Annotated in this window: 22 protein-coding genes, 1 tRNA gene and 1 pseudogene; 12 read left to right on the top strand and 12 right to left on the bottom strand. The window is 69.6% G+C overall.

Features of this window, described 5'->3' with window-relative positions:
- The first annotated feature begins 447 nt into the window (after window positions 1–447).
- The 4 genes from BUE16_RS09835 to eif1A all read left to right on the top strand — a co-directional run bounded on the left by BUE16_RS09835 (window position 448) and on the right by eif1A (window position 2,475).
- Window positions 448–1,509 carry a DUF5794 domain-containing protein gene (locus BUE16_RS09835; RefSeq protein WP_073309155.1) on the top strand — a complete coding sequence of 354 codons (1,062 nt, stop codon included), beginning with the start codon at window positions 448–450 and terminating at the stop codon, window positions 1,507–1,509.
- 82 nt (window positions 1,510–1,591) lie between these two features.
- Complete coding sequence (locus tag BUE16_RS09830) at window positions 1,592–1,816, top strand: DUF5795 family protein (RefSeq protein WP_073309152.1); 225 nt, start codon at window positions 1,592–1,594, stop codon at window positions 1,814–1,816.
- A 51-nt stretch (window positions 1,817–1,867) separates the two neighbouring features.
- Window positions 1,868–2,045, top strand: a tRNA-Trp gene (locus BUE16_RS16695).
- 142 nt (window positions 2,046–2,187) lie between these two features.
- Entirely contained in the window at window positions 2,188–2,475 is a 288-nt protein-coding gene (eif1A, locus tag BUE16_RS09825; RefSeq protein WP_073309150.1) for a translation initiation factor eIF-1A, read from the top strand.
- A 284-nt stretch (window positions 2,476–2,759) separates the two neighbouring features.
- Here the strand turns inward: eif1A and BUE16_RS09820 are convergent, their stop codons facing one another.
- Window positions 2,760–3,650: an ADP-ribosylglycohydrolase family protein gene (locus BUE16_RS09820; RefSeq protein WP_073309148.1), complete on the bottom strand. Its 891-nt coding sequence runs from the start codon at window positions 3,648–3,650 to the stop codon at window positions 2,760–2,762.
- Between the two features lie 276 nt (window positions 3,651–3,926).
- Complete coding sequence (locus BUE16_RS09810; RefSeq protein ID WP_073309143.1) at window positions 3,927–4,682, bottom strand: GTP cyclohydrolase III; 756 nt, start codon at window positions 4,680–4,682, stop codon at window positions 3,927–3,929.
- A 210-nt stretch (window positions 4,683–4,892) separates the two neighbouring features.
- Between BUE16_RS09810 and BUE16_RS09805 the strand changes: the two genes are divergently transcribed.
- Both BUE16_RS09805 and BUE16_RS16960 read left to right on the top strand, forming a co-directional pair.
- Window positions 4,893–5,708 carry an HAD-IIA family hydrolase gene (locus BUE16_RS09805; RefSeq protein WP_073309141.1) on the top strand — a complete coding sequence of 272 codons (816 nt, stop codon included), beginning with the start codon at window positions 4,893–4,895 and terminating at the stop codon, window positions 5,706–5,708.
- A gap of 119 nt (window positions 5,709–5,827) precedes the next feature.
- Entirely contained in the window at window positions 5,828–5,977 is a 150-nt protein-coding gene (locus tag BUE16_RS16960; RefSeq protein ID WP_200778414.1) for a hypothetical protein, read from the top strand.
- Window positions 5,978–6,057: 80 nt separating this feature from the next.
- Here the strand turns inward: BUE16_RS16960 and BUE16_RS09800 are convergent, their stop codons facing one another.
- The 5 genes from BUE16_RS09800 to malA form a co-directional block, all read right to left on the bottom strand.
- Window positions 6,058–6,456: an OsmC family protein gene (locus tag BUE16_RS09800; protein ID WP_073309139.1), complete on the bottom strand. Its 399-nt coding sequence runs from the start codon at window positions 6,454–6,456 to the stop codon at window positions 6,058–6,060.
- 105 nt (window positions 6,457–6,561) lie between these two features.
- Window positions 6,562–7,281, bottom strand: a complete 720-nt coding sequence (locus BUE16_RS09795; protein WP_073309137.1) for a metal-dependent hydrolase — start codon at window positions 7,279–7,281, stop codon at window positions 6,562–6,564.
- A gap of 126 nt (window positions 7,282–7,407) precedes the next feature.
- Window positions 7,408–7,878, bottom strand: a complete 471-nt coding sequence (locus tag BUE16_RS09790) for an NUDIX hydrolase (RefSeq protein ID WP_073309135.1) — start codon at window positions 7,876–7,878, stop codon at window positions 7,408–7,410.
- Window positions 7,879–8,016: 138 nt separating this feature from the next.
- The gene (locus BUE16_RS09785; RefSeq protein ID WP_073309133.1) at window positions 8,017–12,582 is read right to left on the bottom strand and encodes a glycoside hydrolase family 15 protein; all 4,566 of its coding nucleotides are present in this window, start codon (window positions 12,580–12,582) and stop codon (window positions 8,017–8,019) included.
- Window positions 12,583–12,676: 94 nt separating this feature from the next.
- Window positions 12,677–14,740, bottom strand: coding sequence for an alpha-amylase MalA (malA, locus tag BUE16_RS09780; protein WP_073309131.1), 2,064 nt, complete (start codon window positions 14,738–14,740; stop codon window positions 12,677–12,679).
- Window positions 14,741–14,869: 129 nt separating this feature from the next.
- Between malA and BUE16_RS09775 the strand changes: the two genes are divergently transcribed.
- Window positions 14,870–15,325, top strand: coding sequence for a DUF7510 family protein (locus BUE16_RS09775; RefSeq protein ID WP_234972378.1), 456 nt, complete (start codon window positions 14,870–14,872; stop codon window positions 15,323–15,325).
- A gap of 30 nt (window positions 15,326–15,355) precedes the next feature.
- Here the strand turns inward: BUE16_RS09775 and BUE16_RS09770 are convergent, their stop codons facing one another.
- Complete coding sequence (locus tag BUE16_RS09770; RefSeq protein WP_073309129.1) at window positions 15,356–16,411, bottom strand: glycosyltransferase family 4 protein; 1,056 nt, start codon at window positions 16,409–16,411, stop codon at window positions 15,356–15,358.
- Between the two features lie 141 nt (window positions 16,412–16,552).
- Between BUE16_RS09770 and malQ the strand changes: the two genes are divergently transcribed.
- From malQ to BUE16_RS09755, 3 genes are all read left to right on the top strand, one after another.
- On the top strand, window positions 16,553–18,055 hold the full coding sequence (malQ, locus tag BUE16_RS09765; protein ID WP_073309127.1) for a 4-alpha-glucanotransferase: 1,503 nt from the start codon (window positions 16,553–16,555) through the stop codon (window positions 18,053–18,055).
- A 121-nt stretch (window positions 18,056–18,176) separates the two neighbouring features.
- The gene (locus tag BUE16_RS09760; protein ID WP_073309125.1) at window positions 18,177–18,770 is read left to right on the top strand and encodes an archaellin/type IV pilin N-terminal domain-containing protein; all 594 of its coding nucleotides are present in this window, start codon (window positions 18,177–18,179) and stop codon (window positions 18,768–18,770) included.
- A gap of 112 nt (window positions 18,771–18,882) precedes the next feature.
- Complete coding sequence (locus BUE16_RS09755; protein ID WP_073309123.1) at window positions 18,883–19,620, top strand: fumarylacetoacetate hydrolase family protein; 738 nt, start codon at window positions 18,883–18,885, stop codon at window positions 19,618–19,620.
- A 41-nt stretch (window positions 19,621–19,661) separates the two neighbouring features.
- Here the strand turns inward: BUE16_RS09755 and tpiA are convergent, their stop codons facing one another.
- Together tpiA and BUE16_RS09745 are read right to left on the bottom strand one after the other, a co-directional pair.
- Window positions 19,662–20,321, bottom strand: a complete 660-nt coding sequence (tpiA, locus tag BUE16_RS09750) for a triose-phosphate isomerase (protein ID WP_234972377.1) — start codon at window positions 20,319–20,321, stop codon at window positions 19,662–19,664.
- A gap of 105 nt (window positions 20,322–20,426) precedes the next feature.
- Window positions 20,427–20,945: a multiprotein bridging factor aMBF1 gene (locus BUE16_RS09745; protein ID WP_073309121.1), complete on the bottom strand. Its 519-nt coding sequence runs from the start codon at window positions 20,943–20,945 to the stop codon at window positions 20,427–20,429.
- A gap of 157 nt (window positions 20,946–21,102) precedes the next feature.
- Between BUE16_RS09745 and BUE16_RS16955 the strand changes: the two genes are divergently transcribed.
- Entirely contained in the window at window positions 21,103–21,240 is a 138-nt protein-coding gene (locus BUE16_RS16955) for a DUF7503 family protein (protein WP_200778413.1), read from the top strand.
- Here BUE16_RS16955 and BUE16_RS09740 read toward each other — a convergent pair.
- The gene (locus BUE16_RS09740) at window positions 21,224–23,497 is read right to left on the bottom strand and encodes a hypothetical protein (protein WP_073309119.1); all 2,274 of its coding nucleotides are present in this window, start codon (window positions 23,495–23,497) and stop codon (window positions 21,224–21,226) included. The two genes, BUE16_RS16955 and BUE16_RS09740, sit on opposite strands and share 17 nt — an antisense overlap.
- A 4-nt stretch (window positions 23,498–23,501) precedes the next feature.
- On the bottom strand, window positions 23,502–24,377 hold the full coding sequence (locus BUE16_RS09735) for a DUF7504 family protein (protein WP_073309117.1): 876 nt from the start codon (window positions 24,375–24,377) through the stop codon (window positions 23,502–23,504).
- 101 nt (window positions 24,378–24,478) lie between these two features.
- On the opposite strand from BUE16_RS09735, the pseudogene BUE16_RS09730 reads away from it, so the two are divergent.
- Window positions 24,479–24,685 (top strand): annotated as a pseudogene (locus tag BUE16_RS09730) (IS6 family transposase); the annotation flags it as partial.

Raw genomic sequence — 24,685 nt, 5'->3', positions numbered from 1 at the left:
TGCACATATCCGCGGATCGACGCGAGCAATAGCGGATCGCTCCTCGAACGGCCGGGAGCGCGGCCGCTCCATCGCGCAAGATTTGCGCGCGCTGCCGCCTGACTTCGACGGTCCAACGGCGTGTGTGGTCGAGTCCCGACGGTCCGTAGGTTCAGTATTTAAATAGCGGCGAGAATTCGTTCGGACTGTGTGGACACGTCCCACGCAATCGTTAAGTCTCGCCTACGGGAGAGTAGTAGTATGGACTTCGAGTCCCGCATCGCAACGGGTATCGTCGGCTGGGTGAGCGACAACGCTGCACTCCCGACATTTATTCCGTTCAAACGCGGGCTCGACTGGTGCACAGGAGAACGCCTCCCGCGTTCCTCCCTCCGAGCGTCCGTCCGCTCCGGTTCGTCACCAGACTCCCGTCCGGTCGTGGGTTATGCCGGGTCGTATCGCTGAGCCGTGAGCACCTCAGCACACCCGATCGCGCTCCGCCTGGAGCAGCGCGTCGGCGGCGCCACGCGGCTCCTCGCGACCGTCATGGGGCTCCCGCTCGTCGACGGCATCTTTCCGGCGCTGGTCATCGCGGGCGCGCTCACCGTGCCCTTCGGGATCGTCGAGACGGGACTGCTCATCTTCGGCGGCTCCGCCACGATGGCCGTCGTCCTCGCCGAGATGGAGGGGACGCCACGCGAGAAGGCCGCCTCCATTCTCCTGCTCGGCGCCGTCCTCGTCCCCGTGGCGATGGCCGAGGCGGCGCTGGCCCAGACGATCCAGAGCCTGCTGAACCCCGAGGTGTTCCACCGGTTCGCCGGACTGGTGATCCTCGCGGTCGCGGCCAAGACCGCCAGCGCGGAGATCGGCGAGTACCTCCCGAGCCCCGGCGCGATCATCGGACTCGGGCTGCTCGCGTCGTTCCAGCCTGCCGGCGCGGAGTTGGTCGTCTCGCTCGACCCGGATCTGCTCGCCAGGGCGGGCGCTGCCGCCGGCGTCGGTGTCGCGTTCGCGCTGTCGATCGCGCTGGCGGGCGACCGACTGCGCGGCCGCGTCGACATCGACCGCTTCCGCTTCGGCTCCTCGGTCGCGCTGGGCATCCTCTCGCTGTCGGTGCTTGGGCTGCTTCCGACCGAGCAGCCGGTCGCGCTCGGCGTCCTCGCCGTGACCGGACTGTTCGCGTACGACCCGAACTCCGAGGGCGACGCGGACGAGGAGTCCCTCGACGACGAGGTCGACGGCGCCGACGCGGTCGAGACCGCCCCGGAGCCAGCCCCCGGGGACGCGGTCACCACCGACGGCGGCGACGAGGTCGACAGCGACGACCCCACAGCCAACGAGACCGCCGACACCGATCTCGATCCCGACCACGGACGCGTCTATCCCGACTCCGGCGTCGCCTTCGGGGGGACGCCGACGGCGCCGACGGCGGGAATCGACCCCGTCGACTCCGCCAGCGGCGCAGAGGAGGAGGACGACGACGCCGACGACGAGCCGTCGGACGAGCCCTCCCGCGAACCGTGGCTGTGAGTCGGCGCTGCCCGGGCTGACCGCCCGGGACCGGGACACCCGGACCGCGGTCTTTTACTCGATCGGCTGCCGACGACGAAGCATGAGCAACCGCGTCGTCGAGGGACGGATGGTCACGCCGGAGCGACTCGCCGAGTTGGTCGAGGGGGACTCCGTGATGGATGCCGAACCGATCGAGGACGCCGATCGCCAGTGTCCCGACTGCGGGGGCGACGTGATTTCGGTGGGCTACATGCCCAGCGTCACGGAGTTCGTGACGGCGTACAAATGCCAGGAGTGCTCGTGGGGCGAGACCGACCGCGAGTAGCGGATCCGATCGAAATCCCTTTACGGCGGTCAGAGGTATGAGTGATTGCACGGGGTCGTGGCCAAGCCCGGTATGGCGACTGACTCCAGAGGCAACGCGCCCGGTGACGAACTCCAGACTGATATACCGAGCGTCCGACTGATCATCGGACGCGACGACGACCCTCTGGAGTACCGAGGTGCCGACCGGAGATATCAGTCGATCGGGGGTTCAAATCCCTCCGACCCCATTTGCTCCACGAAACGACTCGAACAGTGCCGACAGGCGCACCGTTCGCTCTGCCTCGACGCGTTCGGGATCGCCCGCGGCCGGTCGGTCACGTCGATACCCGAATACACGTACTTATCCCACTCGATTACGTATCCGTCGATATGAGCGACGATACGCAAAACCGCAAGCCCCTCAGGATGCCCGACGACAACCAGGTGTTCGCGACAGTCACCGACATGCTGGGCGGTCGGCGCGTCACGCTTCGCTGTGCCGACGGTGAGGAGCGCATGGGCCGGATTCCCGGTCGGATGCGCTTTCGAACGTGGGTGAAGGAGGGCGACATCGTGATCGCCGAGCCGTGGGACTGGCAAGACGAGAAGGCCGAGGTCGTCTGGCGCTACGAGTCCGACGACGCCCAGCAGCTCCGCGAAGAAGGCCACATCCAGTAACGGGATCGGGTTTTCCGCCAGTTCGCGCCCGCCAGGTCCATCACTCCCAATCGGATCCAGCTCCCGCGTCGCCAGTTCAGCCTCAAGACGCTCGACGCGGGGCGCGATGGCGTCTGATCGGTGGCTGTCCGTTCCGACGGTGACGGAGACGCCGCGGCCGCCGTCGCCATGAACTCGGTGAACGACCCGTCCGAGTACGTCGAGTGGACGTGGCAATCGTGACGCGCGATCGACCGAGGGCGGTCCCACTCACGAACCTTTTGGGGTCATGCTACTGGGTCTCATTACCCGGGGGCCGAGTCCCGATCGCCGGCGGCGGTGTCGTCGTCGGTCGTCCGCTCGACGAGTGCGTCGGCGAGCGCGCGGAGGTCGGTCGGCGCGTCGAGTTCGTTCAGCCAGCGCGCGGGGACCGCGTCCCCGCTCGCGCCGAAGCGGGCGCCCGCGACCGCGCCGGCGACGGCGCCGAGCGCGCTCGCGTTCCCCCCGCGGCTCACCGCCGAGACGATCGCCTCCTCCGCGTCGCCCGCGACGACCGCCTCGTGAAGTGCGGTCTCGAACAGCGCCGATAGGTCGCCGGTGGGGTCGATCCTGATGGCGCCGCGGTCGCCGACGACCGATAGCGTCTCTCGGAGGGAGACCGGCGCGCCACGGGACACGGCGACCTCCATCCCCGTCGACACCGCGTTCTCGACGGATTCGCCGTCGACGAGTTCGCCGACGATCACCGCCAGGGCCGCGGCCGGTTCGACTTCGGCCGCGTCGACGGCGGTCGCCGACTGAGCGTCGTCGAGCGTCCGTTCGACCGCCTCGGCGGCCGCCGCGACGCGTTCGCCGGCGGCCCACGTGGGACAGCCGGACGGGACGGCAGTGGCGAGCAGCAACCCGGAGCGGTTCGCCGGTCGCGACCCGTCCGGGCACGTCGATCCGGCGGAGTCGGATCGGTCCGCCAGTCGCTTGGCCGACCGAACAGCGGCGGCTGTGACAGCGGTGGTCGTTCCCGCTGCGGGGCCGTCGCCGCTGAGCATCTCGGTCACGCGGCCGTGGCGGTCGCGGACGGCACCGGCGGAGTCGCCGTCGATCGGGCGGCCGAGCGCGTCGCCGACAGCGAGCCCGAGCAGGCTCGCGTATGCGCGCTCGCCGCGGCTGGAACCGGAGCGAGCGTCCGAGTCGGTCATCAGAGTCGGCTCGGGCGGCCGGCGGTACAAGCGTATCGGCGGCGTCCGACGGCGTCGAGTTCGTCCGCGGAGTCGGGTTCGTTCGCGGAGTCGAGTTCGTCCGCGGAGTCGGTGGCGGCGGCGTTTGACGCGTCTTTGTCGGTCGGATCGACCGCGATAGCCGTGTCTGACGGGTCGAGTGTCATGTGGGTAGTTGGGTCGGGAACGCCGTTTCCGGCGGTGTCACTCTCGTATCGAGCCGAAACGCCACACACTCGTATGGTATGGTGGCCGCGCTCAGGCGAACTCGACGAGCGTGCCCTCGTACCGGCAGTCCTCGAGAGCGTGCTTCGCTGCGAAGCCGGCCTCGTGGGGCGTCGAACCCGAGCCGACGCCGACCTTGAGTTGGACCTCGGCGTCACCGGCGACGTGGTCGATCGCGTTGCGGTAGTCGTCGTGCGAGACGTCCGGGCACGCGGCGATGACGTTGTCGCCGCCGACGAAGAACGACAGCGCGCCGTGCTCCTCGCGCATGTACTTCATCAGCGAGGCGTACCCCTGCTCGATGTTGATGAACGAGTCGAACTCGTTGAGCCGGTCGGTGTACTTCCCCGTCGCGTCGTTCACGTCGAAGTGCGCGATGTGCACGTCGTCGTCGGTCGGCTCGCCGCCGTGGAACTCGCCCGCGAGCGCCTCGCTGCGATCGGACGACTGCGCGGAGCCGGCCGCCTGCACGCGCTCGGTCGCGGTTTCCAGCGCGTCGATCGGCACCTCGTCGACGCCGACGCCGAGGCTCACGGTGACGGGGAAGCGGTTCCCCACCGACTCCTGGAGAAGTTCGTGGTCCCGGCGGTCGAGCCCGTTGGTCACGGCCACCATGTTGTCGAAGCGGGTGAAGAAAACGTAGCCGCCCCGGTTGCCGATGTACTGTGCCATGTCCGCGAACAGGCGCGACTGGAGCGTTTGGAGATCCATCTCCCGGCGGGGCTCCGGCGTCACGGTCCACGGGCCGTAGTTGTCGATCTGCACCAGCGTCAACTGCGCGGCGGTCACTGTACCCGGATCGGGGGACCGACGACACATACGCGTTACCGTTCACGGATCCGTGACGGTCGTCGGCTCCGTCCGCGGTCGCACCCACGGCGATCGAACCCACGGCGATCGAACCCACGGCGGCCGAACCCACCGCGTTCGCACCCACCGCGGGCACACCGCCCCCGCGGCGGGCGATACGTTCAACAGCGTGCCGCCCCAACGACGGTCGTGATACGCGGCGTCGTCCTCGACGTTGACGGAACCGTCGTGCGCGGACGCGACCCGTTGCCGGGCGCGCCGGAGGCGGTCGATCGCCTGCGCGAGGCCGGCATCGACGTTTGCTTCTGCACGAACAACCCGACGAGCGCACCGACGGCGTACGTCGACCGGCTCGCGGCCGCCGGGATCGACGCGAGCGCCGACGAGGTGGTGACCGCCGCCGACAGCACCGTCGCGTACCTCCGCGACCACCACGCAGACGACGCGCTGTACGTCCTCGGCGAGGACGGGCTGATCGAGCAACTGGAGGCGGCCGGACTCTCTGTGGCGGCGGGTCACGCCGATGCGGACGCAGGTGTCGTCTCGATCGACCGCTCGTTCGACTACGACGACCTCGCGCGGGCGCTGGCGGCGCTGGGCGACGGCACGCCGTACGTCGGCACAGACCCTGACCGCGTGATCCCCGGCCCCGACGCGCTCGTACCGGGGTCGGGCGCGGTGCTCAGTGCCGTCCGAGGCGTCCTCGATCACGGCCCCGACGCCGTGCTCGGAAAGCCGTCCGCGACCGCCCGCGACCTGGTGCTCGACGCGCTCGGACACCCGCCCGAGGAATGCCTCGCCGTCGGCGACCGACTCGACACTGACATCGCCCTCGGCGCCGACGCGGGGATGCGGACGGCGCTCGTGTGCACCGGCGTCACCGACCGCGACGACGTGGCCGCCTCCCCGTACGAGCCCGACTACGTCCTCGACGACTGCACGGGGCTCGCGGCTATCGCGGACCCCGCCGATATCGATGACGTGCTCGCCGGGCGTGGCGACTGACCTGATCGAGGGACGCGATCGCCGGCGATCCGCGGTCCGCGACTACGAGCGGTCGTGAAACTATCGCGATAGAGACTGTCTGACGAAGATTTATACGTAGTGGTGTGCTATCTGTTACCATGGAAGAGCGCGACTCACCGTACGTCTTCCGTGACGAGCCGGACGACCCCGTCGGCGGTGCAGACGACCGCACCGACGAGGAGGTCGTGATCATCGACGGCCGCGCGATGACGTACCGATCCTACCGCGGCGACGACGCTCGTCGCTGAGTCCGCAGGCGACGCGGAGCGGCCGCTCGCCGTCGCCAGTTTCGAAATACTACTCCGCTTCGCGAGCGGCCGCGCCGCCCTCAGAAGGCGTCGGCGTGGGCCGTGATGTCGGCGTGGAGCCCCTCGCGAAGCGCCGAGTGGACGTGACAGATGCCCTCGGCGCGCTCGACGATGTCCGCGAGCGTCTCGTCGTCGAGATCGGCCTCGACGTGGATGTCGAAGCGGATCGCGGCGAGGTCGTCGTCGTCGTCGAGGTCGGCCTCGGCGTCGATCTGGACCGTTCCGAGGTCGTCGTGGCCGCGCTGCTGGCCGCCGACGCGGAAGGCGGGCAGGAAGCAGGAGGCGTAGTCGGCCACGAGAACGGAATTGGGGTCGGGGCCGTCCTCGCCGAGCGCGTCGATAGTGAGCGAGAAGTCGCCGACCTGACTCGTGCTGGTGAAGCCCTCTTCGCTGACGGTGGAGGTCTCGATGTCGGACATGCGTCTGATATCAGGGGCGGTTCGTGCCTAAACCTTGTTACTGCGGACGCCGGACCGGTGTGAACGACCGACGGCGATTCGGACGCCGATTCTGCCGGCGGCCGCTCACTTCTCGCCGATCGTGAACGTCTCGTCGTCGCCGAGGACGACCGCCTCGGTGTCGCTCCCGGTCGCGCGCACCTCACGGACGAAGTCGTCCGTGTCGATCTCGATCGGCGGGAAGGAGTCGTAGTGCATCGGGAACGCGTAGTCGACATCGAGCCAGCCGACGGCGATCGCTGCCTGCGCGGGCCCCATCGTGAAGTGGTCGCCGGCGGGGACCGCGGCCGCGTCGGGTTCGAGGAACGGCGCGATCACGTCGCGCATCTCCGTCATGAGCGCGGTGTCGCCGGCGTGGTAGAACGACGTGCTGTCGGGGTCGGACTCCTGGGTGGGCTTCGTCTCGGAGATCACGTAGCCGGCGGGCGTGCCGCCGGAGGCGCCGTAGCCGGTGTCGAGCCCGTTGGTGTGGTCCGCGCGGACCATCGTCACGAACGCGTCGCCCAGCTCGACGGTGCCCCCGAGGTTCATCCCAGTCGTGTCCTTGACGCCGTACTCGTCGGTGACGTAACCGGTGACCTCGGGCGTGCCGACCACGTGGGCGCCGCGGAAGCGGTCCACGTCGGCGATGTGGTCGGCGTGGCCGTGCGTGAGCAGCACGTGATCCGGATCGAGTTCCTCGGGGTCGGTGTCCGTGTGGGGGTTGTCGAAGAACGGGTCGATCAGGAACGTCGTGTCCTCGGTCTCGACCGACCACGTGGAGTGGCCGTGCCAGGTGAGGTCCATGGATGTCATCCACCCATGTGTTCGGTCGAATTACACATAAATCCGTTCGCCGACGGCGATCCCCTCTGGCGAACGGCGGATCGCGAACCGACCGCGGCCGACGGCCGCGGCGGTGTCATCGTCGCCTCAGTCGGCCGCCTCGGCGACTTCCGTGGCGTTCGACCGCCCCGAGAGCCGGTGGACGTAGTCGTCCAGGGCGAGCGCGAAGTCTCGGTCGCGGGCCTCGTCGACATCGACCCACGAGAACTCGAACGCGCTGCCGTGTTCGCCGCCGCCGTCGCGGACGACGTGGGTCCACTCGTCGCGGGGCTCGTAGACGCTCGCGTGATAGAAGTGGCGCACGTACGCCTTCGGCGGCGAGTCGCGCCGGGTCCACACGTCGGTCGCCAGCTTGTCGGCGCTCGCCAGCGTCGCCAGCCCGCTCTCCTCGCGCACCTCCCGATACAGCGCCGACCGCGGCCGCTCCTCGGGCTCGATCGTTCCCTTAGGGATCTGGAGCCCGTCGTGTCCCGGCCCCTCGAACACCAGCAACTGCGAGTCGTCGCGGGTGATGTACGCGCACGCCTTGCCGACGTACGTCATCTCCGGCTGGGTCATGCGAGACGGTTGATGCGTCCAGTGGTAAAGGTACTCCTGATGGTGTATAACCACCTACTAGGAACTTCTGCAGCAGGCGGACGAACGGTCGCCGCCGTCGACCGCTGAGACCGCTGGGCAGCGCGTGGATCGGAACGCTCAGACCGTGAACCGGGAGACGGTCGTCGCGGCCCGCTCGAGGTCCGCGACGGACGCGGCGGCGACGGTGATGTCGTTCTCGCCGTAGCCGATGTCCAGCGTCGTCTCGAACTCGCCGTCCTCGACGGCGACGACCGCCGAGTCGACGGGCGTCGTCACGGCGACGCGCGCGCCGGTGGTCTCGCCCGAGACGACGACGGAGTTGCCCTGGAAGTTCGTGTCGACGCGGAGGGCTGGCTTCTCGTCGCTGTCGTGGAGCCGCCGGTCGAGGAAGCGCTCACGGATGAACGCAGGCGTTTCCACGGGCTCGTCGGCGTCGATCCCGTGGGCGAGGCGGACGAACTGCGCCATCGACCACGCCAGCGGCGTCGCGCTCCCGGTCCCCTCGCCGTACTCCCAGTCGTACTTGGTGCGGTAGTCGCGGTCCCACACCTGCTCTGGGATCATCCGACCCGAGTTGGCGAGCCGCTGCATCGTCTGCAGCAGCGTCGCCGGCTCCAACGCGGCCTCGCGGCTCGTCTCATCCGGGTCGGCCCAGAGTTCGTACTCGCCGCGCTCGCCCGTCAGGAGCGGCCACAGTCGGCCCTTCCCGTGGTTCTCGACCGACCAGGGCGCGCCCACATCCCCCTCCTCGCGCTCGCCGTAGCCGTCGCCGTTGTAGCGGTAGAAGGCGGCGCCCGCCGGCAGGTCGACCCGGATGGTGTCGTCCACCTCCCGCACCGAGTTGCGGATCGCCTCGTCGTCCCACGGCTTGATCCCGAGGCGAACGAGTTCGAGGAACCCGGCGTCGATGATGTCGCGCTCGTCGAGCCGCGGGCCGTCGTTGGCGAGCGTGCGCAGGTGGCCCGCCTCCGGGTCGCCGTCGCGGGTGACGCGGACGTAGTACGGCGTGTGCGTGTGCCGGGCGGTGCCCGACTCCGTCGCGGTCCACGCCTCCACCTCGGCGGCCCACCGGTCTGCGATCGCGAGCCACACGAGCGCGTTCGCGTCGTCGCCTGTTTCGAGCGCGAGCTTCCCCCCGCACGCCAGCCCGGCGATCTCGGCGGCGATCGACGACGGCGAGTAGCCCGCCTCCTCCTCCCACCGCTCCTGCCCGCTCGCGGGGCCGTTTCGGGCGACGTAGTCGGCCGAGCGCCGGACGTGTTCGTAGTCGTACTGCGTGTCGTCGAAGTCGACGCCCGCCGCCCAGAGCTGATAGGCCATCACTGCGGGGAAGGAGATGTTGTCCATCTGCTCGCCGCCCCAGCGGGTGATCCCGTTGAGGTAGGTGTTCTGTGGGATGAAGCCGTCCTCGTCCTGCTGGAACTCGTAGATGTACTCCAGTTGATCGACGGCGGTGGCGATATCGCCGGTGAGCAGCGACGCCGTGAACACCTGATACAGGTCGCGCGCCCACACGAAGTTGTAGCCGTATCCCTTCTGCTCGTCGGCGTGGACCGCCTCCCCCCACGGCACCGACGGCGAGGCGACGCTGGCGCCGCGGTAGGTCTTGTCCTCGACGGCGCGCAGCGTCATCAGCGCCGTGCGGTACTGGTTGGCGAGGTCGTCGTCGCCGGCGACTGCGTCGGGCAGCGGTCGGTCGTCGAGGAACGCCCGCCACGACTCGCGGTACGCCGCCGCGACCCCGTCGTAGCCGGTCGCGAGCGAGCCGACCGCCTCCCCGAGCGCGGCCGACGCGTCCGCCTGTCGCGCGAATCCGAGCGCGAGCGTCTCGCTGGCGTGGGTGCCGGAACCGAGTCGGCCGACGAGCACGACGCTGTCGTCGTCGACCGACGAGCGCGTGCGCGGCACCTCGCCGGTCGCCAGTAGCGCCGCGAGTTCGTCGCTGCCGGCGGCGCAGACGGTCGCCCAGTCGAACCGGCCGGCCGTCGCCATCGCGACCGCGACGGAGTAGCCGTTGCCGTCCTCGTCGACGAGCATGGCGTCATCGGTGTCGCCGGTGTAGGCGCCGGCGTCGCGGGCGACGAGGTGGTGGCTGCCGGGCTCGCCCAGCCGCAGGCCGCGGTCGCGGGTGCCCGTGTTCGTGAGCGCCGTGTCGGCGGCCGCGTACACGTCGTACTCGTCGCCGTCACCGGCGCGGAACTCCACGTCCGCGACGAGCGCGTCGTGGGCCGGGTCGACGGCGTACTCGACGCGCAGCTCCCACTCGTGGCCGCGGCCGTCGCCCGTCTCGGCGATCGTGTGCTCGTACAACAGCGCGTCGTCGGCCGACGGGCGCACGCGCCGCTCGACGGTGTCCTCCCCGTCTCTGGGACCCTCGACGTGGGTCCGAACGGTGTAGTCATCGTCGTCGTCGGCCGCCGAGACGACGAAGTCCAACGTGCGGAGGTTCATCAGGTCGACCCGGGGGAACCGCACCTCCGTGAGCGCCCCCTCCGTCAGCGTGAACCACACGCGGGAGGCCTCGGACTCGCCGTGGTCGGCGACGGTGCCGACGCCGAACTTCTCGCCGGTCGTCCACCGCGGTCGGTCGGTCGGCGCCGACGGCGAGGCGGCGCCGCTCGGAAGCGCGTCCCGCTCGGCCAGCGTCGCCGTCGCCCCCAGGCGGACGCCGTGGGCGTACCCGAGCGGCGTCGCGCTGTCGGGCGTGCCGTCGTCGTACCACTGCTCGGGGAGATAGCCCATCGGCGTCGTCAGGGGACCGCCGTCCTCCAGCAGCGCGTACAGCTCCGCGGCACGGTCGAGCAGCCGCCCGCCGACCTGCTCGCGCCCGCGATCCGTGAGCAGCGCGCCAAGCGTCGCCGCCCCGCTCGCGCCCATCGCGGTCGCAAGCGTCCACACCTTCTCGCCGTCTTGTCTGGCCGTGCGCCACTCGTCGCCCTCGTAGCGGATCAGCCCCTCGACGGCCGATTCGCTGGGGTCGCGGTACAGCCCCGAAAGCGACGCCCGGACGTGGTCGGTCACGCGGTCGACGTCCTCGTCGGCGACGTGGAGCCCGTCGACGGCCTCGACGGCCGCGAGCGCGTCGGCGAGGGCGAACGTCGAGGCATCGAGGCGGTCGTCGCGCTCCCCGTCGACGAGGCGGACCGCGTACGTCCCGCCGTCGGCGTCCCACAGCGCGTCGAGCGCCGCGAACGTCCCCTCGGCGCCGGCCCGCCCGCGTTCGCGCAGGTCGTCGCTCACCGGCGCGCGCGCGACCGCGGCGTACGCCTCGACGAACGTCGCAGCGGTGTGGGCGAAGCGGCCGGCCATGTCCTCCCAGAGGTTCTGACAGCGGCTCGGGAGCCCGTCGTCGTCCCGGGCGTCGTCGAGCGCGTCGACGCCGTCGGCGACGCTCTCGCGGACCCGTCGCTCGTCGGCCGCCGACAGCGCGTCGCCGTGCTCCCGCAGGAGCGTCGCGAGGTAGGTGACGGTGATGGCGGTCTGGTCCGCCTGATACTCGTCGGAGCCCTCGCGCCCCTCGACACGGGCGTTCGCCCATCCCGGCGCCAGCGACCCGTCGACTGCCCACACCCGGTGGGGCCACGACCCGTCGGCCTGCTGGGCGTCGCAGTAGAAGCGGGCGCTTCGCGCCAGTTCCTCCGTGTCCACCCCGAGCGCCAGCGGCTCGTTCGCCCGCAGCAGGTCCAGCGAGATCCGGGCGTCGTCGCGGAACCAGGTGTAGCCGTAGCCGCCGGAGTTGCGGAAGAACGGGTCGAACTCGGGACCGGCGATCCGTCCGCCGCTGGGCGCTTCGAGCAGCGACAGCGCCCGCAGATCCGCACGGACGGTCCCTCTGCGCGGACCGTCCTCCTCGACGGCGACCGCCGCGCGCTCGCGCGCGACCGTCCGGAGCTCGTCGGCGCCGGCGTGGTCGGTCGCGCACTCGCGCAGTGACGCGAGGGTTCGCTCGCGGTCGGCGTCGCCGTCCGTCAACGTGGTCACGAGCGTGGTCCGGAGGCCTCGACCCGCGCGCTCCAGGGGCGCGGTGACGACCACGTCGCCGCTGAGATGGGTGTCCTCGTAGCGGTTCAGCGCGCCCTCGCGGGGGAGCGCGACCGGGTTCGAGTCGAGGATCTCCTCGAAGCGCTCGGGGATCTGCGCGCGCACGTCGTCGAGTCCCGTGGAGGCGGTGAGGAAGTCGTGTTCATCGCGGTGGAACACCTCGACCGCGTCGCCGTCTGTGGGCCCGGCGCCCTCGTGGATCAGCCGGCCAACGCGGGTCTCTTGCCCCTCGGGGGCGAGGGTGAGGTACGCGACCAAGTGCGCCTCCGGCGGGATCGACCCGCGGAGTTCGACGTGCGTGACGTGCTCGCGCCCGAGCGTCAGGTCGTACTGGTGGACGGTGAACGCGCCGGCGTCGTACTCCGTCTCCACGAGGGTCGTCTCGCGGTAGTAGTGCTGGCGGACCGTCTCCAAGTCGTCGAACCAGTAGGTCTGCTCGCCGGTCTCGATGCCGAACCGGGAGCGATCGATTCCGGACAGCCCGGAGAGCGCCGAGGAGTAGTCCCGGATCCCCCCCGTCGGGGAGACGTGAACCAGCCGCTCACCGCGCCCGGACAGTGCGCCGTGGGCGGTGCTCGCCGTGCCGGCTGCCCCGTGCCCGCGGTCGCGCTTGTAGTCGTTGAGTGCCGTTCGCAGCCGCATTCACCCGTCAAACTACCCCCATGCGTAAAGAAACCGCGGAACGAGATCACGCCACACGGTGGCGCCGCCCCGCTTCACCGGCGTGGCCCCGGCCTCAGTCGCGAACCGGAACCACGACCACGTCCGACACCGCGAGCGTCCCGTCTCCGCCGGCGGGACCCTCGCCGTCGGTCGCCACCGACTCATCGGTCACGAGGTCGGTGTCGCCCACGGGGGCACCGACTGACACCGCAGCGTCTCCGGCGCCGAAGTTGAGAGCGACGACGACCGGGTCGCCCCCGCCGGCTCCGTTGCCCTCGTCCGCGGCCTCGCGACGGTAGGCGACCACGGAGTCGGGGTCCCCAGATCGCACCTCGTAGTCGACGCGCGACAGCCCCGCGCGGTGCTGGAGCGCGGGGTGTTCGTCGCGGAGCGCGAGCAGCCGTCGGTAGTGCTCGGTCAGGTCTTCGCGGGCGTTCTCGTAGTCGAGCCGGTCCCGGCGCCCGAGCTGGCCCGTCTCCTGCCCGGCGTACACCATCGGCGCGCCCGGCAGCGTCGCGAGCGCGCCCGCCGCCGCGAACGCCGCGTCCTCGCCGTATGAGGCGAGATACCGACCCTCGTCGTGGTTCTCGTGGTACAACATGAACGAGGCGTGGTCGGGGAAGCCGATCCGGCGGCGCTCGTCGACGGCGTCGAGCACCGCCTCGGCGGCCTCGTTCTCGTCGCCGATCTCCCGGAGGGTGAACGCCGTCGTCGAGTCGAAGTGCATGTCGAACAGCCCCGCCTGGAAGTCCGGGATGTACGGGATCGTCTCATCGAGGAGGAAGAACTCCGAGTCGTGTGCCTTCACGCGCTCGCGAATCTCCCGCCAGAAGCCGTCGGGGACCGCCCACGCCATGTCGCAGCGGAACCCGTCGACCAGCGGCGCCCACTCGTCGACGGCGTCGAGGAGGTGACGCCGCACCGCCAGCGTCGAGAAGTCGAAGTTGGCGATCAGCTCCCAGTCGAAGTACGTCCCCGGCTCGCCGCTTTCCTGCCACTCGTACCAGTCGTGGTACGGACTCTCCGGGTCGCCGTACGCGTCGCCGAAGAAGGGGTGCTCGCGCGCGGAGTGGTTGGCGACGAAGTCGAACAGAACGCGGATGTCGCGCTCGTGGGCCGCGTCGACGAGGTCGCGGTACGCCTCGCGGCCGCCCAGATCCGACGCGATCTCGAAGAAGTCGGTGATATTGTACCCGTGCGGGGCGCCGTCGTGGGCGAGCACCGGCGTCAGCCACAGCGTGTCGACGCCCAGATCGTCGAGATCGTCCAGGCGCTCGCGGACCGCCGACAGCGGCGATCCCTCGTGGTCGTCGTCCGCGAACGTCCGCACGTACACCTCGTAGATGGTCGAATCGAGCGCCCACGACGGCGGATCGTACGGTCGGTCGACGGTCACCGCGCCGTCCGCGCCCGTGGCGGACCCGCCGACGGCGCTGTCAGCGTCGGCGGCGTCGTCGGGGGAGTCTCCCTCGGGCGCCGGTCGACGAACGTCGACGGCGTCGACCACCCCGTATGCGCCCGCTGAAACCGGAACGGCATACACGCGAGCGCGCTCGGGGAGGCGCTCGCGCGCGACCGAGAACGTTCGCCCGTCGACGCTCACGTCCGACTCGTCGAGGTCGTCGCGGTCGTCCAGCAGGAACTCGACGCGGGCGCCGGGCGGGCGCACGCGCGCCTCAATCCGGACGGCGTCCTCGGTGACGGCGGTCTCCAGGTGAACGCGCGGTCGCTCAACGTCGCGGTCGGCGTCGCCGTCGGCGGGTCCGCCCGCCCGGCCGGCGGACCCGCTCGCGCCGGAGCTTCCGGAGGCCGACCGGCGGGTCGGCTGCTCGGCCTCATCGCCGGAAGTGACGCCGCCGCTGGCGGAGGTGCCCTCCTCGGCCGCAGGGGCGGTCCCCTCGGCGAAGGCCCGGACGGTCAGGTCGTGGGTCGTCCGGCCGTCGTCGAGCCGCAGCAGGTACCGGCCCTGAACGTCGGGCTCGAACCACTGGACCGCATCGTCGGTCACGTCGGCCGCCGATGCGGGCGGCGCGTCGGCGACAGTCCACTCGTAGTCGGCGTTCGGGTCAGGATCGCGCGGCGCGAGTTCGACAGCCTCGCCGACCGCGCACACGCGCGGTTGTCCCGGATGGTCCATGCGAGGCCGCTGGAGCGGGAGCGGTTTCGCTCTTTCGCCGATGCGCTCGCGGCGTCGCCATCGACGGCTCCTCGAGTGGGCCGAGAGACGCGGGGAATCGCTAAGTGGCCGCCCGTGGATCGTCCGGGTATGGAGGGCAACGCCGCCGGCGACGAGGAGGAAGAACACGATGACGCCGCCGGGACCGATCGCCCGGTCTCGGTCGACGTGGAAATCGCCGACGGCCGGACGGTGATCACGGTCACGGGCGACCGGGACGCAGCGGTCGTGGTCGAGTCGGCTTCGGGCGAGCGTGTGTACCTTCCCCCGGAGGACTTCGACCGCCCGCCCGAATCCGAGGACGGTCCGCGACAAGGCGCATACGGCACGGGCCCGGGCCCGTCGGACAGTCCGTATCAGTCGACGGCCTCGGATAGCCCGTACCAGTCGGTCGCCACCGACAGCCCATACCAATCGCCGGAAACGTCGGACAGCCCCTACCAGCGCGGCGGGCCCGCGCCCGACCGCGTCGGACTGGAGCCCACCGCCGACGGCTTCCGGATCGTCCACCCGGAGCCGATCACCGACTTCCGGCTGCTCAGGTAGCGGGCCCGCTCGGGGACTCCCCGGTGGTGGTCACGCCCCGTCGAGGATCCGCTCGTAGAAGGCGACGTGCTCGTCGGCTACCTGATCCCAGGTGCGCTCCTCGTACTCGATGGGCGTCTCCAGCGCGAGCGCGCGTTCGATGCCCGCGGCGATCGCCTCGGAGTTCGGCTCGACCTCGATGAGACAGTCCTCGGGCAGCACCTCCGCGGCGCCGCTGGGCCCGGCGACCACGCGGGTACCGACCGACAGCGCCTCGACGATGGTGATCCCGAACGGCTCCGCGAGCGACGGCGAGACGAAGAGATCCGCGCTCGCGTAGTAGTCGCCCAGTTCCTCCTCGGGAACGTAGCCGACAAACTCCACCCGCTCTTTGATGCCGAGGAGCTCGACGAAACGCTTCAGTTGGTCCGTGAGGTGCCCCGTGCCGCCGATGACGAGCGTCACGTCGTCGCGGCGGAGCTTCGGCAGGGCGTACAGCAGGTACGCGAGCCCCTTCTGGTCGGTGTGGCGGCCGACGAAGAACAGCATCGGCCCGTCGATCCCCAGCTCCGCCTTCACGTCGCGCCCCGTCGGCTTGACCGACGAGAAGCCGTTGTAGATGACCTCCGCGTCGCCGCCGTACTCGTGGGCGATCTTGCGGGCGGTGAACTCGCTTACCGCGAGCAGGTGGTCCGACCGGCTGACGACGCGCTGTTCCGTGCGCTTCTCGCGCTCGGGCGGGTCGGCGTTGCGGTCGGAGGACAGCGAGTGGAACGTCGTCACCCACTCCACGTCGTGGCTGGCCTGCGCGCGCGACCCGGGGTTGTAGCCGAACCAGTCGTTCGTGTGGACAATGTCGGCGTCTGCCGCGCGGTCGACGAACGCGCCCGACAGCCGGCCGATCCTCGTGATGATGTCGCCGTCGCCGGTCGGCACGCCGTGGATTCCCTCGCGGTTCTCGGGCGCGTACTCCGCCGGAAGCACTAACTCGACGGTGACGGTGTCTCGCACGCGCAGGCGCTCGAACAGTTCGCCGACGGCGGTGTCGAGCCCGCCGGTCACGTTCGGCGGGAACCCCCACCCCAGCATCAGGACCGTGTACGGCATCGACTCTGCTATGGTTCGACCGGTACTTAGTCACTTGGCGTCGACCCCGAGGATCGATCAGCGAGGATCGATCGCAGGGGTCGGTCAGCGGGGATCGGCAGACCAGACACTTGATACGCCCCGCACTCGATCACTCGCTCGATGCGATTCGATCGCCGGAGCGGCGTCCTGCTCCACCCCACCGCGCTGCCCGGCCCGCACGGCATCGGCGATCTGGGCGTGGGCGCGCGCTCGTTCCTCGACTTCCTCGACCGTGCTGACCAGTCGATCTGGCAGGTGTGTCCGCTCGGACCGACCGTCGGCGTCCACGGCCACTCCCCGTACCAGACGTTCTCCGGGTTCGCCGGGAACCCGCTGCTGATCGACCTCGTCGACCTCGCGGAGCGCGGCTATCTCGGCGACGACGAACTCGACACGGAACGCGATCCAGCCGCCGGCTTCTCGTCCCACGAAGTGCGCTACGAGGCCGTCGAGTCGTTCAAGCTCGGCCGTCTCCGGACGGCATTCGATCGGTTTCTGGAGGTCGCAAGCGACGACGAGCGCGACGCGTTCGCCGCGTTCCGCGAGCGCGAGGCGGGCTGGCTCGCCGACTACGCGCTGTTTCGCGCGCTCAAGACCGAGTTCGACGGAGCGCTGTGGACGGAGTGGCCCGAGCCGGTCCGCGCGCGCGATCCGGAGACGCTGGCCGACTACCGCGAGTCACTCTCCGACGAGGTCGAGTTCCGGGCGTTCTGCCAGTGGACGTTCGATCGCCAGTGGCGCGACCTGCGCGCGTACGCCGACGATCGGGGCGTCGAGATCCTCGGCGACCTCCCGATCTACGTTGCGCTCGACTCCGCCGACGTGTGGGCCGCGCCCGAGGCGTTCGACCTGACGGACGACGCCCGACCGGCCGCGGTGGCGGGCGTTCCCCCGAACATGGGCGACTCCGGGCAGCGGTGGGGGAATCCGGTGTACGACTGGGACCGCCTCGCCGAGACGGGGTACGAGTGGTGGCTCGACCGCCTCCGGCGGCTGTTCGACGCCGTCGACTACGCCCGCCTCGACCACTTCAAGGGGTTCGACGAGTTCTGGGCGATCCCCGCCGACAGCGACGACCCTGCGGACGGCGAGTGGCGCGAGGGGCCCGGCCACGCGTTCTTCGAGGCGGTGCGCGCGGAGTTCGGCGAGCTCCCGTTCGTCGCCGAGGATCTGGGCTTCCTCGACGCCGAGAGCGCCGCGTTGCGCGAGGCGTTCGACCTCCCCGGAATGCGCGTGCCACAGTACGCCGACTGGTGCCAGCAGGGGCACCTCTACCAGCCGATGCACTACCCGGAAGACTGCGTCGCGTACACGTCGACCCACGACACCGACACCGCCGTCGGCTACTACGAGTCGCTCGGCGACCAGCAGCAGGACTGCCTCCATTACAACCTCGGCACCGACGGCACGGAGATCGAGTGGGACCTCGTCGAGGCGGTGTGGAACTCCGAGGCGACGCTCGCCATGACGACCATGCAGGACCTGCTGGGACTGGACAGCCACGCCCGATTCAACACGCCGGGAACGACCGACGGGAACTGGCGGTGGCGGGTCACCGACGCCGGCCTCGACGACGCCGTCGCAGACCGGCTCGCGCGGATCACGGACGCGACGGTTCGGTGAGCCCGACCCGGCGACCGGCGCCGATATTCAGTCGTGATTTTTGGCGGCTGAGATATATGTAGGGGAGCAACATCGAGTGGAGTAACCGCCGTGCGAGAGCGCGCGGGAGCACAACCAACAGATGTTCGAATTCATCACAGACGAAGACGAGCGCGGGCAGGTCGGTATCGGGACGCTCATCGTGTTCATCGCGATGGTGCTCGTGGCGGCGATCGCCGCGGGCGTCCTCATCAACACGGCCGGCTTCCTCCAGAGCAAGTCGCAGGAGACGGGACAGCAGTCGAGTAAGCAGGTCAGCAACCGCCTGCAGGAGGTCGTGACGGTCGGGACGGTCAACACGTCACAGGACACCATCTCGAAGGTCAACGTGACGGTGACGCAGGCGCCCGGCGCCGGCGAGATCGACCTCTCGAACGCGACGATCAACTGGATCGGCCCGCAGGGAACTGAGACGTTGACGCACTCCTCCGCGAATGAGGGCGGCTGGCAGTTCAACACCTACGCGGTGAAGAACACCGACACCTCGAAGACCGTCCTTAACGACCCTGACGACCGATTCAACGTCGAGTTCGACCTGACCGCGACCGACTCCCCGGCCGAGCTCGCCGAGGGATCGGAGGTCACGATCAAGATCAACACGATGTCCGGCGCGACGACGACGATCCGCTTCACCGTCCCCGAGTCACTCGGGCAGAAGCAGGCCGTCGAACTGTAAGCGCGACAGCCCCAGCGGTTCTTCCGTTTTCAGCTGTTCATCGTCGCCAGCGGCTGCGCCGTCGACGGCCGGACTCACAACGACTAAGCACTACCCAGCCGATCCGCCGACGATGCGCTACGCCAGAATCCGCGACCCGGCGGGTACCGTTCGCCGCGGCACGTACGACAACGGCACCGTGACCGCGGGCGGCGAGACGTACGACACCGACGCCGACGACGTGGACCTGCTCGCGCCCTGCGAGCCGTCGAAGATCGTCTGCATCGGCCGGAACTACGCCGACCACGCCGAGGAGCTCGGGAACGAGGTCCCGGACCGCCCGCTGCTGTTCCTCAAGCCGCCGAACGCGGTCGCAGACCCCCACTCGACGGTCACGCTGCCGGCCGGGAAGGAACGCGTCGACCACGAGGCCGAGATCGCGTTCGTGATCGGCGACCAGGCGCGCAACGTCGCCGCCGAAGACGCCATGGACTACGTCGCCGGCTTCACCTGCCTCGACGACGTGTCGAACCGCGACGACCAGAACGAGGAACAAAACTGGGTGCGCGGAAAGGCGTTCGACGGCGCCGCGCCGATCGGCCCCTGCATCGCCGACCCCGAGCACGTGCCCGACGACGCGGCCGTCGAACTCCGGCTCAACGGCGAGACGAAGCAGTCCTCTTCGCGGGACTACTTCATATTCGCTATCCCCGAACTCGTCGAAGAGATCACGACCTACATGACGCTGGAGCCGGGTGACGTGGTCGCGACCGGGACGCCCGCGGGGGTCGGTCCGCTCTCGGACGGCGACCGCGTCGAAGTGGAGATCGAGGGCGTCGGCGTCCTCGAACACGACGTTCGGCAGAGGTAGGTCTCGACCGTCCCCGTCCGAGCGAACGTGGGAGGAGACGCTTACAGCCCGGAGACCAGGTCGCGAAGCACCGCCTCGGGGTCGGCGGCCTTGGCGACGCCGGAGGCGAGGAGCACGCCCGTCGCGCCCAACTCGCCGGCGGCGGTCACGTCCTCGCCGGTCGACACCCCGGCGCCGCAAAACAGGTCCACATCGGCGTCGACGGCCTCCACCGCGGCGACGGAGTCCTCGACGATCGCGGGGTCGGCCGTCGCCACCGACACGTCGCCGCCGATGAGCTCCGGCGGCTCGACGGCGACCGCGTCGGGACCGAGCGCGGCGGCAGCGCCGGACTGGGCGGGGTTGTTCGCGCACACGACCGTCTCCAGCCCCGCGCGTTCGGCGGCGTCGAGGGAGGCGTCGATGTCGGCGAGTTTCAGCCGGTTCTCGGAGTGGTTGATCAGCGTGCCCGTCGCGCCCGCGTCGGCGACGGCCTCGGCCAGGGTCGAGCCGGTGTGGCTGCCGTGCTCGACGGGGGAGACGTGCTGGGCCCACGTCTCGACGCCGGTGTCGGCGACGGCCGCGAGGTGGGCCGCCTGGGGCGCGACGGCGACGCGCGCGCCGGTGTCGTCGGCGACGGCCGCGCACGTCTCGGCGATCTCGACCGGGTCACAGGGGTACGCCTTGAGGTTGACGAGGATCAGGGTATCGGAGTCGCTCACAGGCGAACGGTGCGAGGGGCACGCGAAAAGTCGCTTCGGTCGCGACAGCGGTTGCGGGCGGCGGGCAACCGCGCGGGGACCGGACAGCCGCCGATCCGGCGTCCGTCAGTTGTCGTTTCGCTTCACCACGTCGCCGAGGGTCATGCTCCCCGAGGAGGATGCCTCCCAGTCGGCGTCGTCGACGGACTCGCCTTCGACCAGCGAGATGCCGAGCTTCTTCTCGAGCTTCTGTTGCACGTCGTCCGACGGGAGGATGTCCCCGCGTTCGAGCTTCCGGATGACGGAGGCCTTCTCGTTGATATCATTCGCCAGGTCCTCCTGGCTCAGGCTGGCGGCCTCGCGGGCCTGCCGGATCCGGTCGTCGTAGTCGCCGGCGACGGTCTCCATGTCGTCGAACATGTCGCGACGGCGAGACGACGAAGACGACGACGAAGAACTCGACGAGTCCGACGAGGAAGACGAAGACGAGGAGGTGGAGTACTTCGTAGCGGCCGAAGAGGAGCTTTCGGTGCGGACCTCGGTGCCGAAGTCCGAGCAGTCCGAGCACAGCTCCAGCTCCGCGCCCTCGACTTTCGTGGTGGTGAGCGACGCCTTCTCCGCGCCGCACATCTCACACTGGGGCATACTCCGACCTAGCGCGGTGTGCGGTATAAAACGTGTGCCACCGCCGGCCGTTCGCGAGTTCTTTAAGTATTCTAAATATCAGCAGTTGGTTCGGGTAATTTGATATCAGAATCATTCAGATACATTGATTCAGAAACCAACGAAAGGAGTGGTTGTAATGTCCGAAGACGACGCCGCAATGACGGAATGGCTGGCTGACCACCCGCGGATGATGGGCGCGCTGTTCACGCTCGTGCTGCTGCTGTCGAGTGCGGGGAATGTGGCAGCAAACGGTGTCACTACGGCTGGTCCGTAGATTTGACGATCGATTCGAGGTCTGTCTCATCTGTCCAGTAGAGGGAATTGTCAATCCTGATCGGTGTCCGACCGAAATCAAGTTCTGAGTTGATCTCATCCACGGGAAGGGATACCTCTGCTGTCTTGACACCAGTAATATAGTTCGTATGAGTAGGGTCAAATTGAGCGGCAGACATGGATCCATGCGAGAAATGCTTGCTGGGATAAAATCTACTCACGAGTGAGATTCGTCCATCAAATAAATTCTGGACATCAGTTATCATCGGCGCTCCTGTCACACACTGACACAACTGCACCATCGGGTCCCCCGCGATACTGTACGCGCTCTCGGCGAACGGGCCGGTCCCGACCACGTCGAGCGCGGCGTACAGCGGGAAGCCGGCGTCGAACAGCCGCGCCAGGTCGCGGCCGACGCGGGTCGCAAGCGAGTTCGGGAGGTCCGTCAGCGAGACGACGCCGCCGAGCGCGCCCGCCTCGACGAGCGCCATGCCCTGCTGGTAGGACGTGCAGGCGTTGAGGAGGAACGCGTCGACGCCCGTCTCGTCGAGCGTCCGCAGGTCGAGGAAGCCGTCGGAACACTCCATCCCGCGCTCGTCGACGTGGCCGACGTAGTGGAAGAAGTCGTGGTCGTCCGCGAGGAGGTCGCGGAGCGCGTCGCAGGCCAGATCGCGTTCCTCGCGGATGTCGAAGGTGACGTGGTCGCGGAAGCCGTAGGTGTCGCCCAGTTCGTCGACCATCGCCTCGTCGTTGCACACGACCGTGACGCCGATGGTGAGGTCCTCCGCGGGCGTGCGGTCGAGGCGCCGGCGGTACGTCTCGACGGTCGGCTTGGCCGCCCGCATCGGGAACCCGGGGCCGATCCACGCCTGCGCGATGCTGTCGGCCGCCTGCAGGGTCACGATCGACTCCGAGTCGTCGAGGGCGTTTTGGGTCGGGCCGCGGGTCGAGCCGGTCGGCGGATCAGCGCCTGCACTCCGCGTCAGCGTCGCCGTCTCGACCGCCTCTCGCGAGGCACGGACGAAGTCGTCAAGTTCGGTCACGCCGCCGTCACCCGTCGCCGAGGTCTCCGGGGGCGGCGAGCGAACCACCGAGAGGTCCGCGGCGAGGAACGGCAGCGCCGAGTCGTTCTCGGCGGCGGGCACCACGTCCGTCGTGTGGGGCCAGTCGAGGCAGTCGAGCGTCGCCGCCGTCGGCACCTCGAGGTAGGCGGCGGTCCGCTCGGCGAGGTCGGCCTCGTACCACTCGGTCCACGGCGGGTCGAGGCGCTCCGTGAGCACCTCGTGGACGTGGAGGTTCACGTCGTACAGCCCCGCCGAGCAGGCCCGCGTCGCACAGTCGAGCGTGAAACAGTGTCGGAGGAGGTCGCCCAGCGCGGCGGCCAGCGCGTCCGGGTCCCGCGGCAGGTCGTGCCGGTACTCGCCCGCACGAAGGTACGGGTCGGCGCTCTCCTCGACCGCCGCGGCGAGGTAGAACGCCAGCGGCGTGGCAGAAAACAGCGCGTCGTACTCGAACGGCAGCCCCAGCGTGATCCCGGCGTCGACGCGCTCGACGAACCGCGGCGCCTCGAACGACTCGCCGCGCTCGATCAGCGGCGGGTGCCCCCGGAGCGTCGGGAACGACCGCTCCGGCGAGGTGGTCGCCAGCGCCGACCCGAACGTCGAGATCGCGCTCGCGAGCCCCTCCGGGGATTCGGGGACCGTCACCGTCCCCGCGGGGGAGTTGCGCCGCGAGCGGGCACCGATCAACAGCTCTCCGGGAGCGTCCGCAGCGTCGATCTCGTCGGGTCCCGCGGTGCCCCCGTGACCGGGATCGATCGAGACGCGCGGGTACCGGTCCTCGTAGGAGACGCTCGCCGGGCCGTCGACGGCGACGTACGTCTTCACCGGGGCCGTCGACAGCTCCAGCACGTGGGGCCCGGGCGGCACCCGGGCGGGCGCCTCGGCCGTCGCGGTCGCGACGACGGCGTTGTCAGCGTCGCGGACGTACACGTCGGCCGTGCACAGCGGCGTCACGGTCGTCGCCTCGACGGCCCAGCACCCGTCGACGGGGGCGTTGAACCGATCGGCCGTCGCCAGCCGCGTCGCCGTCGGCGCCTCCCCGGTGTCGGGCCGGTCGACGGCGATCGGCAGGCGAACCTCCTCGATCGAGTCGACGAGTTCGAACACCGACGGACCGCGCCGCGTCGCGTCGACGAGTCGGACGGCGGCCTCGGGCGGCGCGTCGGAATCCGCGGCACTCGGGGCTCGGTCCGTCATGGGATCACCGGAGGGAGTTCCACTCGGTCGTCCCCCAGTCGAGGATGTGCCACCGCTCTTCGGGCGCCGACGCTGTCTCTCTGGAGCGAAGCTCCACGATCACGTCGAGCGAGTCGCCGAGGATGTCGACGAATTCGTCGATGACGGGGTCCGACCGCGGGGATTCCCCGGTCGGGCGCGGGAGGTGAAAGTGCGCCATGCCGCCGCGGTCTCGGGTCGTCTGCGCAACCTCGCACAGCAGCGTTCCCGTGGCGTCGCCGCCGAGCGTCGCACAGAGCATGTCGACCCGGAAGATTCCGACCCGCAGCCCCAACCGATCCGATCGGTCAGTGTCGTCTGGGCGTGCCCCATCGACTTCCTCGATGGCGTCCAGAATCGCCGCTCTCATTCCCCCCGCGGTCGACTCGTGGTCGACGGCCTCCGCAGCGGCGTCGGTGGCTTCCCCGCCGCCCCCGTCCAGATCGAGGCTAGCGGGCTCGGCCGGCGACGTGTCGTCCGTCGAAGTTCCGGACGGGTGAATCGCGTCACCTGCTCCGCCCGCGTTCGCCGCGTCACTCTCCCCGGTCGCGGCAGCGGGATCGCGGACCGCGTCGTCGAGACGGACGACCGCTGCGTCGGCGTCTCCGGCGTCGACGCCGTCGGGGAACCACGCGGACGGCGACGCCGAGCCGTCGGTCGTGAGCGCGAGCACGCGCCGGCGCAGGTGCTGGGTCGCGCCGAAGTACCGCGACGCCGCGACGCAGTAGGCGTCGTCGGAGACATCCCCCGTGACGAGCACGCAGCACCCGTCGTCGAGGTCGGCGAGCGCGGCCGAGAGCGTCGACTCCGGCCCGCGAACGAGCGCGCTGTTCGAGGGGGAATCGTCCGTCCTGCCGGTCATACACTCGCCATCCCACCCGGGGGACAAAAGTATTCGTCCACGCACAGGGGCGAGGTTCAAATAAGGATGAAGAGTGAGGCGGAGCGATTTTCAGCTGATCTATGGCAGAAACCGCCCGCCTCAACGGATGTTTGAACGAGATCGAGTTAGCCTTTGTGGAGCGAGAAACAACACCAAGGCAGTTTATGAAGCTTGGTATTCAGCTCCATCTGTGTGGCCTATCACTTTCGAATACCGTCTCAGTTCTCTATGAATTTGGTGTTGATCGAGCTCGATCCACCGTCCATAACTGGGTTCACAAGGCCGAG

The sequence above is a fragment of the Halobaculum gomorrense genome (assembly GCF_900129775.1).
In the GTDB taxonomy this organism is placed as follows: Archaea; Halobacteriota; Halobacteria; order Halobacteriales; family Haloferacaceae; genus Halobaculum; species Halobaculum gomorrense.
The sequence above is the reverse complement of the archived record's forward strand: the minus strand, read 5'-3'. Positions and strand labels throughout refer to the sequence as shown.

What these genes read in the sequence shown, in the direction of transcription:
- BUE16_RS09830 (WP_073309152.1), top strand. Translation starts at nt 1,592, where the DNA reads ATGAGCAACCGCGTCGTCGAGGGACGGATGGTCACGCCGGAGCGACTC.
- eif1A (WP_073309150.1), top strand. Translation starts at nt 2,188, where the DNA reads ATGAGCGACGATACGCAAAACCGCAAGCCCCTCAGGATGCCCGACGAC.
- BUE16_RS09820 (WP_073309148.1), bottom strand. Translation starts at nt 3,650, where the DNA reads ATGACCGACTCGGACGCTCGCTCCGGTTCCAGCCGCGGCGAGCGCGCA.
- BUE16_RS16960 (WP_200778414.1), top strand. Translation starts at nt 5,828, where the DNA reads ATGGAAGAGCGCGACTCACCGTACGTCTTCCGTGACGAGCCGGACGAC.
- BUE16_RS09800 (WP_073309139.1), bottom strand. Translation starts at nt 6,456, where the DNA reads ATGTCCGACATCGAGACCTCCACCGTCAGCGAAGAGGGCTTCACCAGC.
- BUE16_RS09795 (WP_073309137.1), bottom strand. Translation starts at nt 7,281, where the DNA reads ATGGACCTCACCTGGCACGGCCACTCCACGTGGTCGGTCGAGACCGAG.
- BUE16_RS09790 (WP_073309135.1), bottom strand. Translation starts at nt 7,878, where the DNA reads ATGACCCAGCCGGAGATGACGTACGTCGGCAAGGCGTGCGCGTACATC.
- BUE16_RS09785 (WP_073309133.1), bottom strand. Translation starts at nt 12,582, where the DNA reads ATGCGGCTGCGAACGGCACTCAACGACTACAAGCGCGACCGCGGGCAC.
- malA (WP_073309131.1), bottom strand. Translation starts at nt 14,740, where the DNA reads ATGGACCATCCGGGACAACCGCGCGTGTGCGCGGTCGGCGAGGCTGTC.
- BUE16_RS09775 (WP_234972378.1), top strand. Translation starts at nt 14,870, where the DNA reads ATGGAGGGCAACGCCGCCGGCGACGAGGAGGAAGAACACGATGACGCC.
- BUE16_RS09770 (WP_073309129.1), bottom strand. Translation starts at nt 16,411, where the DNA reads ATGCCGTACACGGTCCTGATGCTGGGGTGGGGGTTCCCGCCGAACGTG.
- malQ (WP_073309127.1), top strand. Translation starts at nt 16,553, where the DNA reads ATGCGATTCGATCGCCGGAGCGGCGTCCTGCTCCACCCCACCGCGCTG.
- BUE16_RS09760 (WP_073309125.1), top strand. Translation starts at nt 18,177, where the DNA reads ATGTTCGAATTCATCACAGACGAAGACGAGCGCGGGCAGGTCGGTATC.
- BUE16_RS09755 (WP_073309123.1), top strand. Translation starts at nt 18,883, where the DNA reads ATGCGCTACGCCAGAATCCGCGACCCGGCGGGTACCGTTCGCCGCGGC.
- BUE16_RS09745 (WP_073309121.1), bottom strand. Translation starts at nt 20,945, where the DNA reads ATGCCCCAGTGTGAGATGTGCGGCGCGGAGAAGGCGTCGCTCACCACC.
- BUE16_RS16955 (WP_200778413.1), top strand. Translation starts at nt 21,103, where the DNA reads ATGTCCGAAGACGACGCCGCAATGACGGAATGGCTGGCTGACCACCCG.
- BUE16_RS09740 (WP_073309119.1), bottom strand. Translation starts at nt 23,497, where the DNA reads ATGACGGACCGAGCCCCGAGTGCCGCGGATTCCGACGCGCCGCCCGAG.
- BUE16_RS09735 (WP_073309117.1), bottom strand. Translation starts at nt 24,377, where the DNA reads ATGACCGGCAGGACGGACGATTCCCCCTCGAACAGCGCGCTCGTTCGC.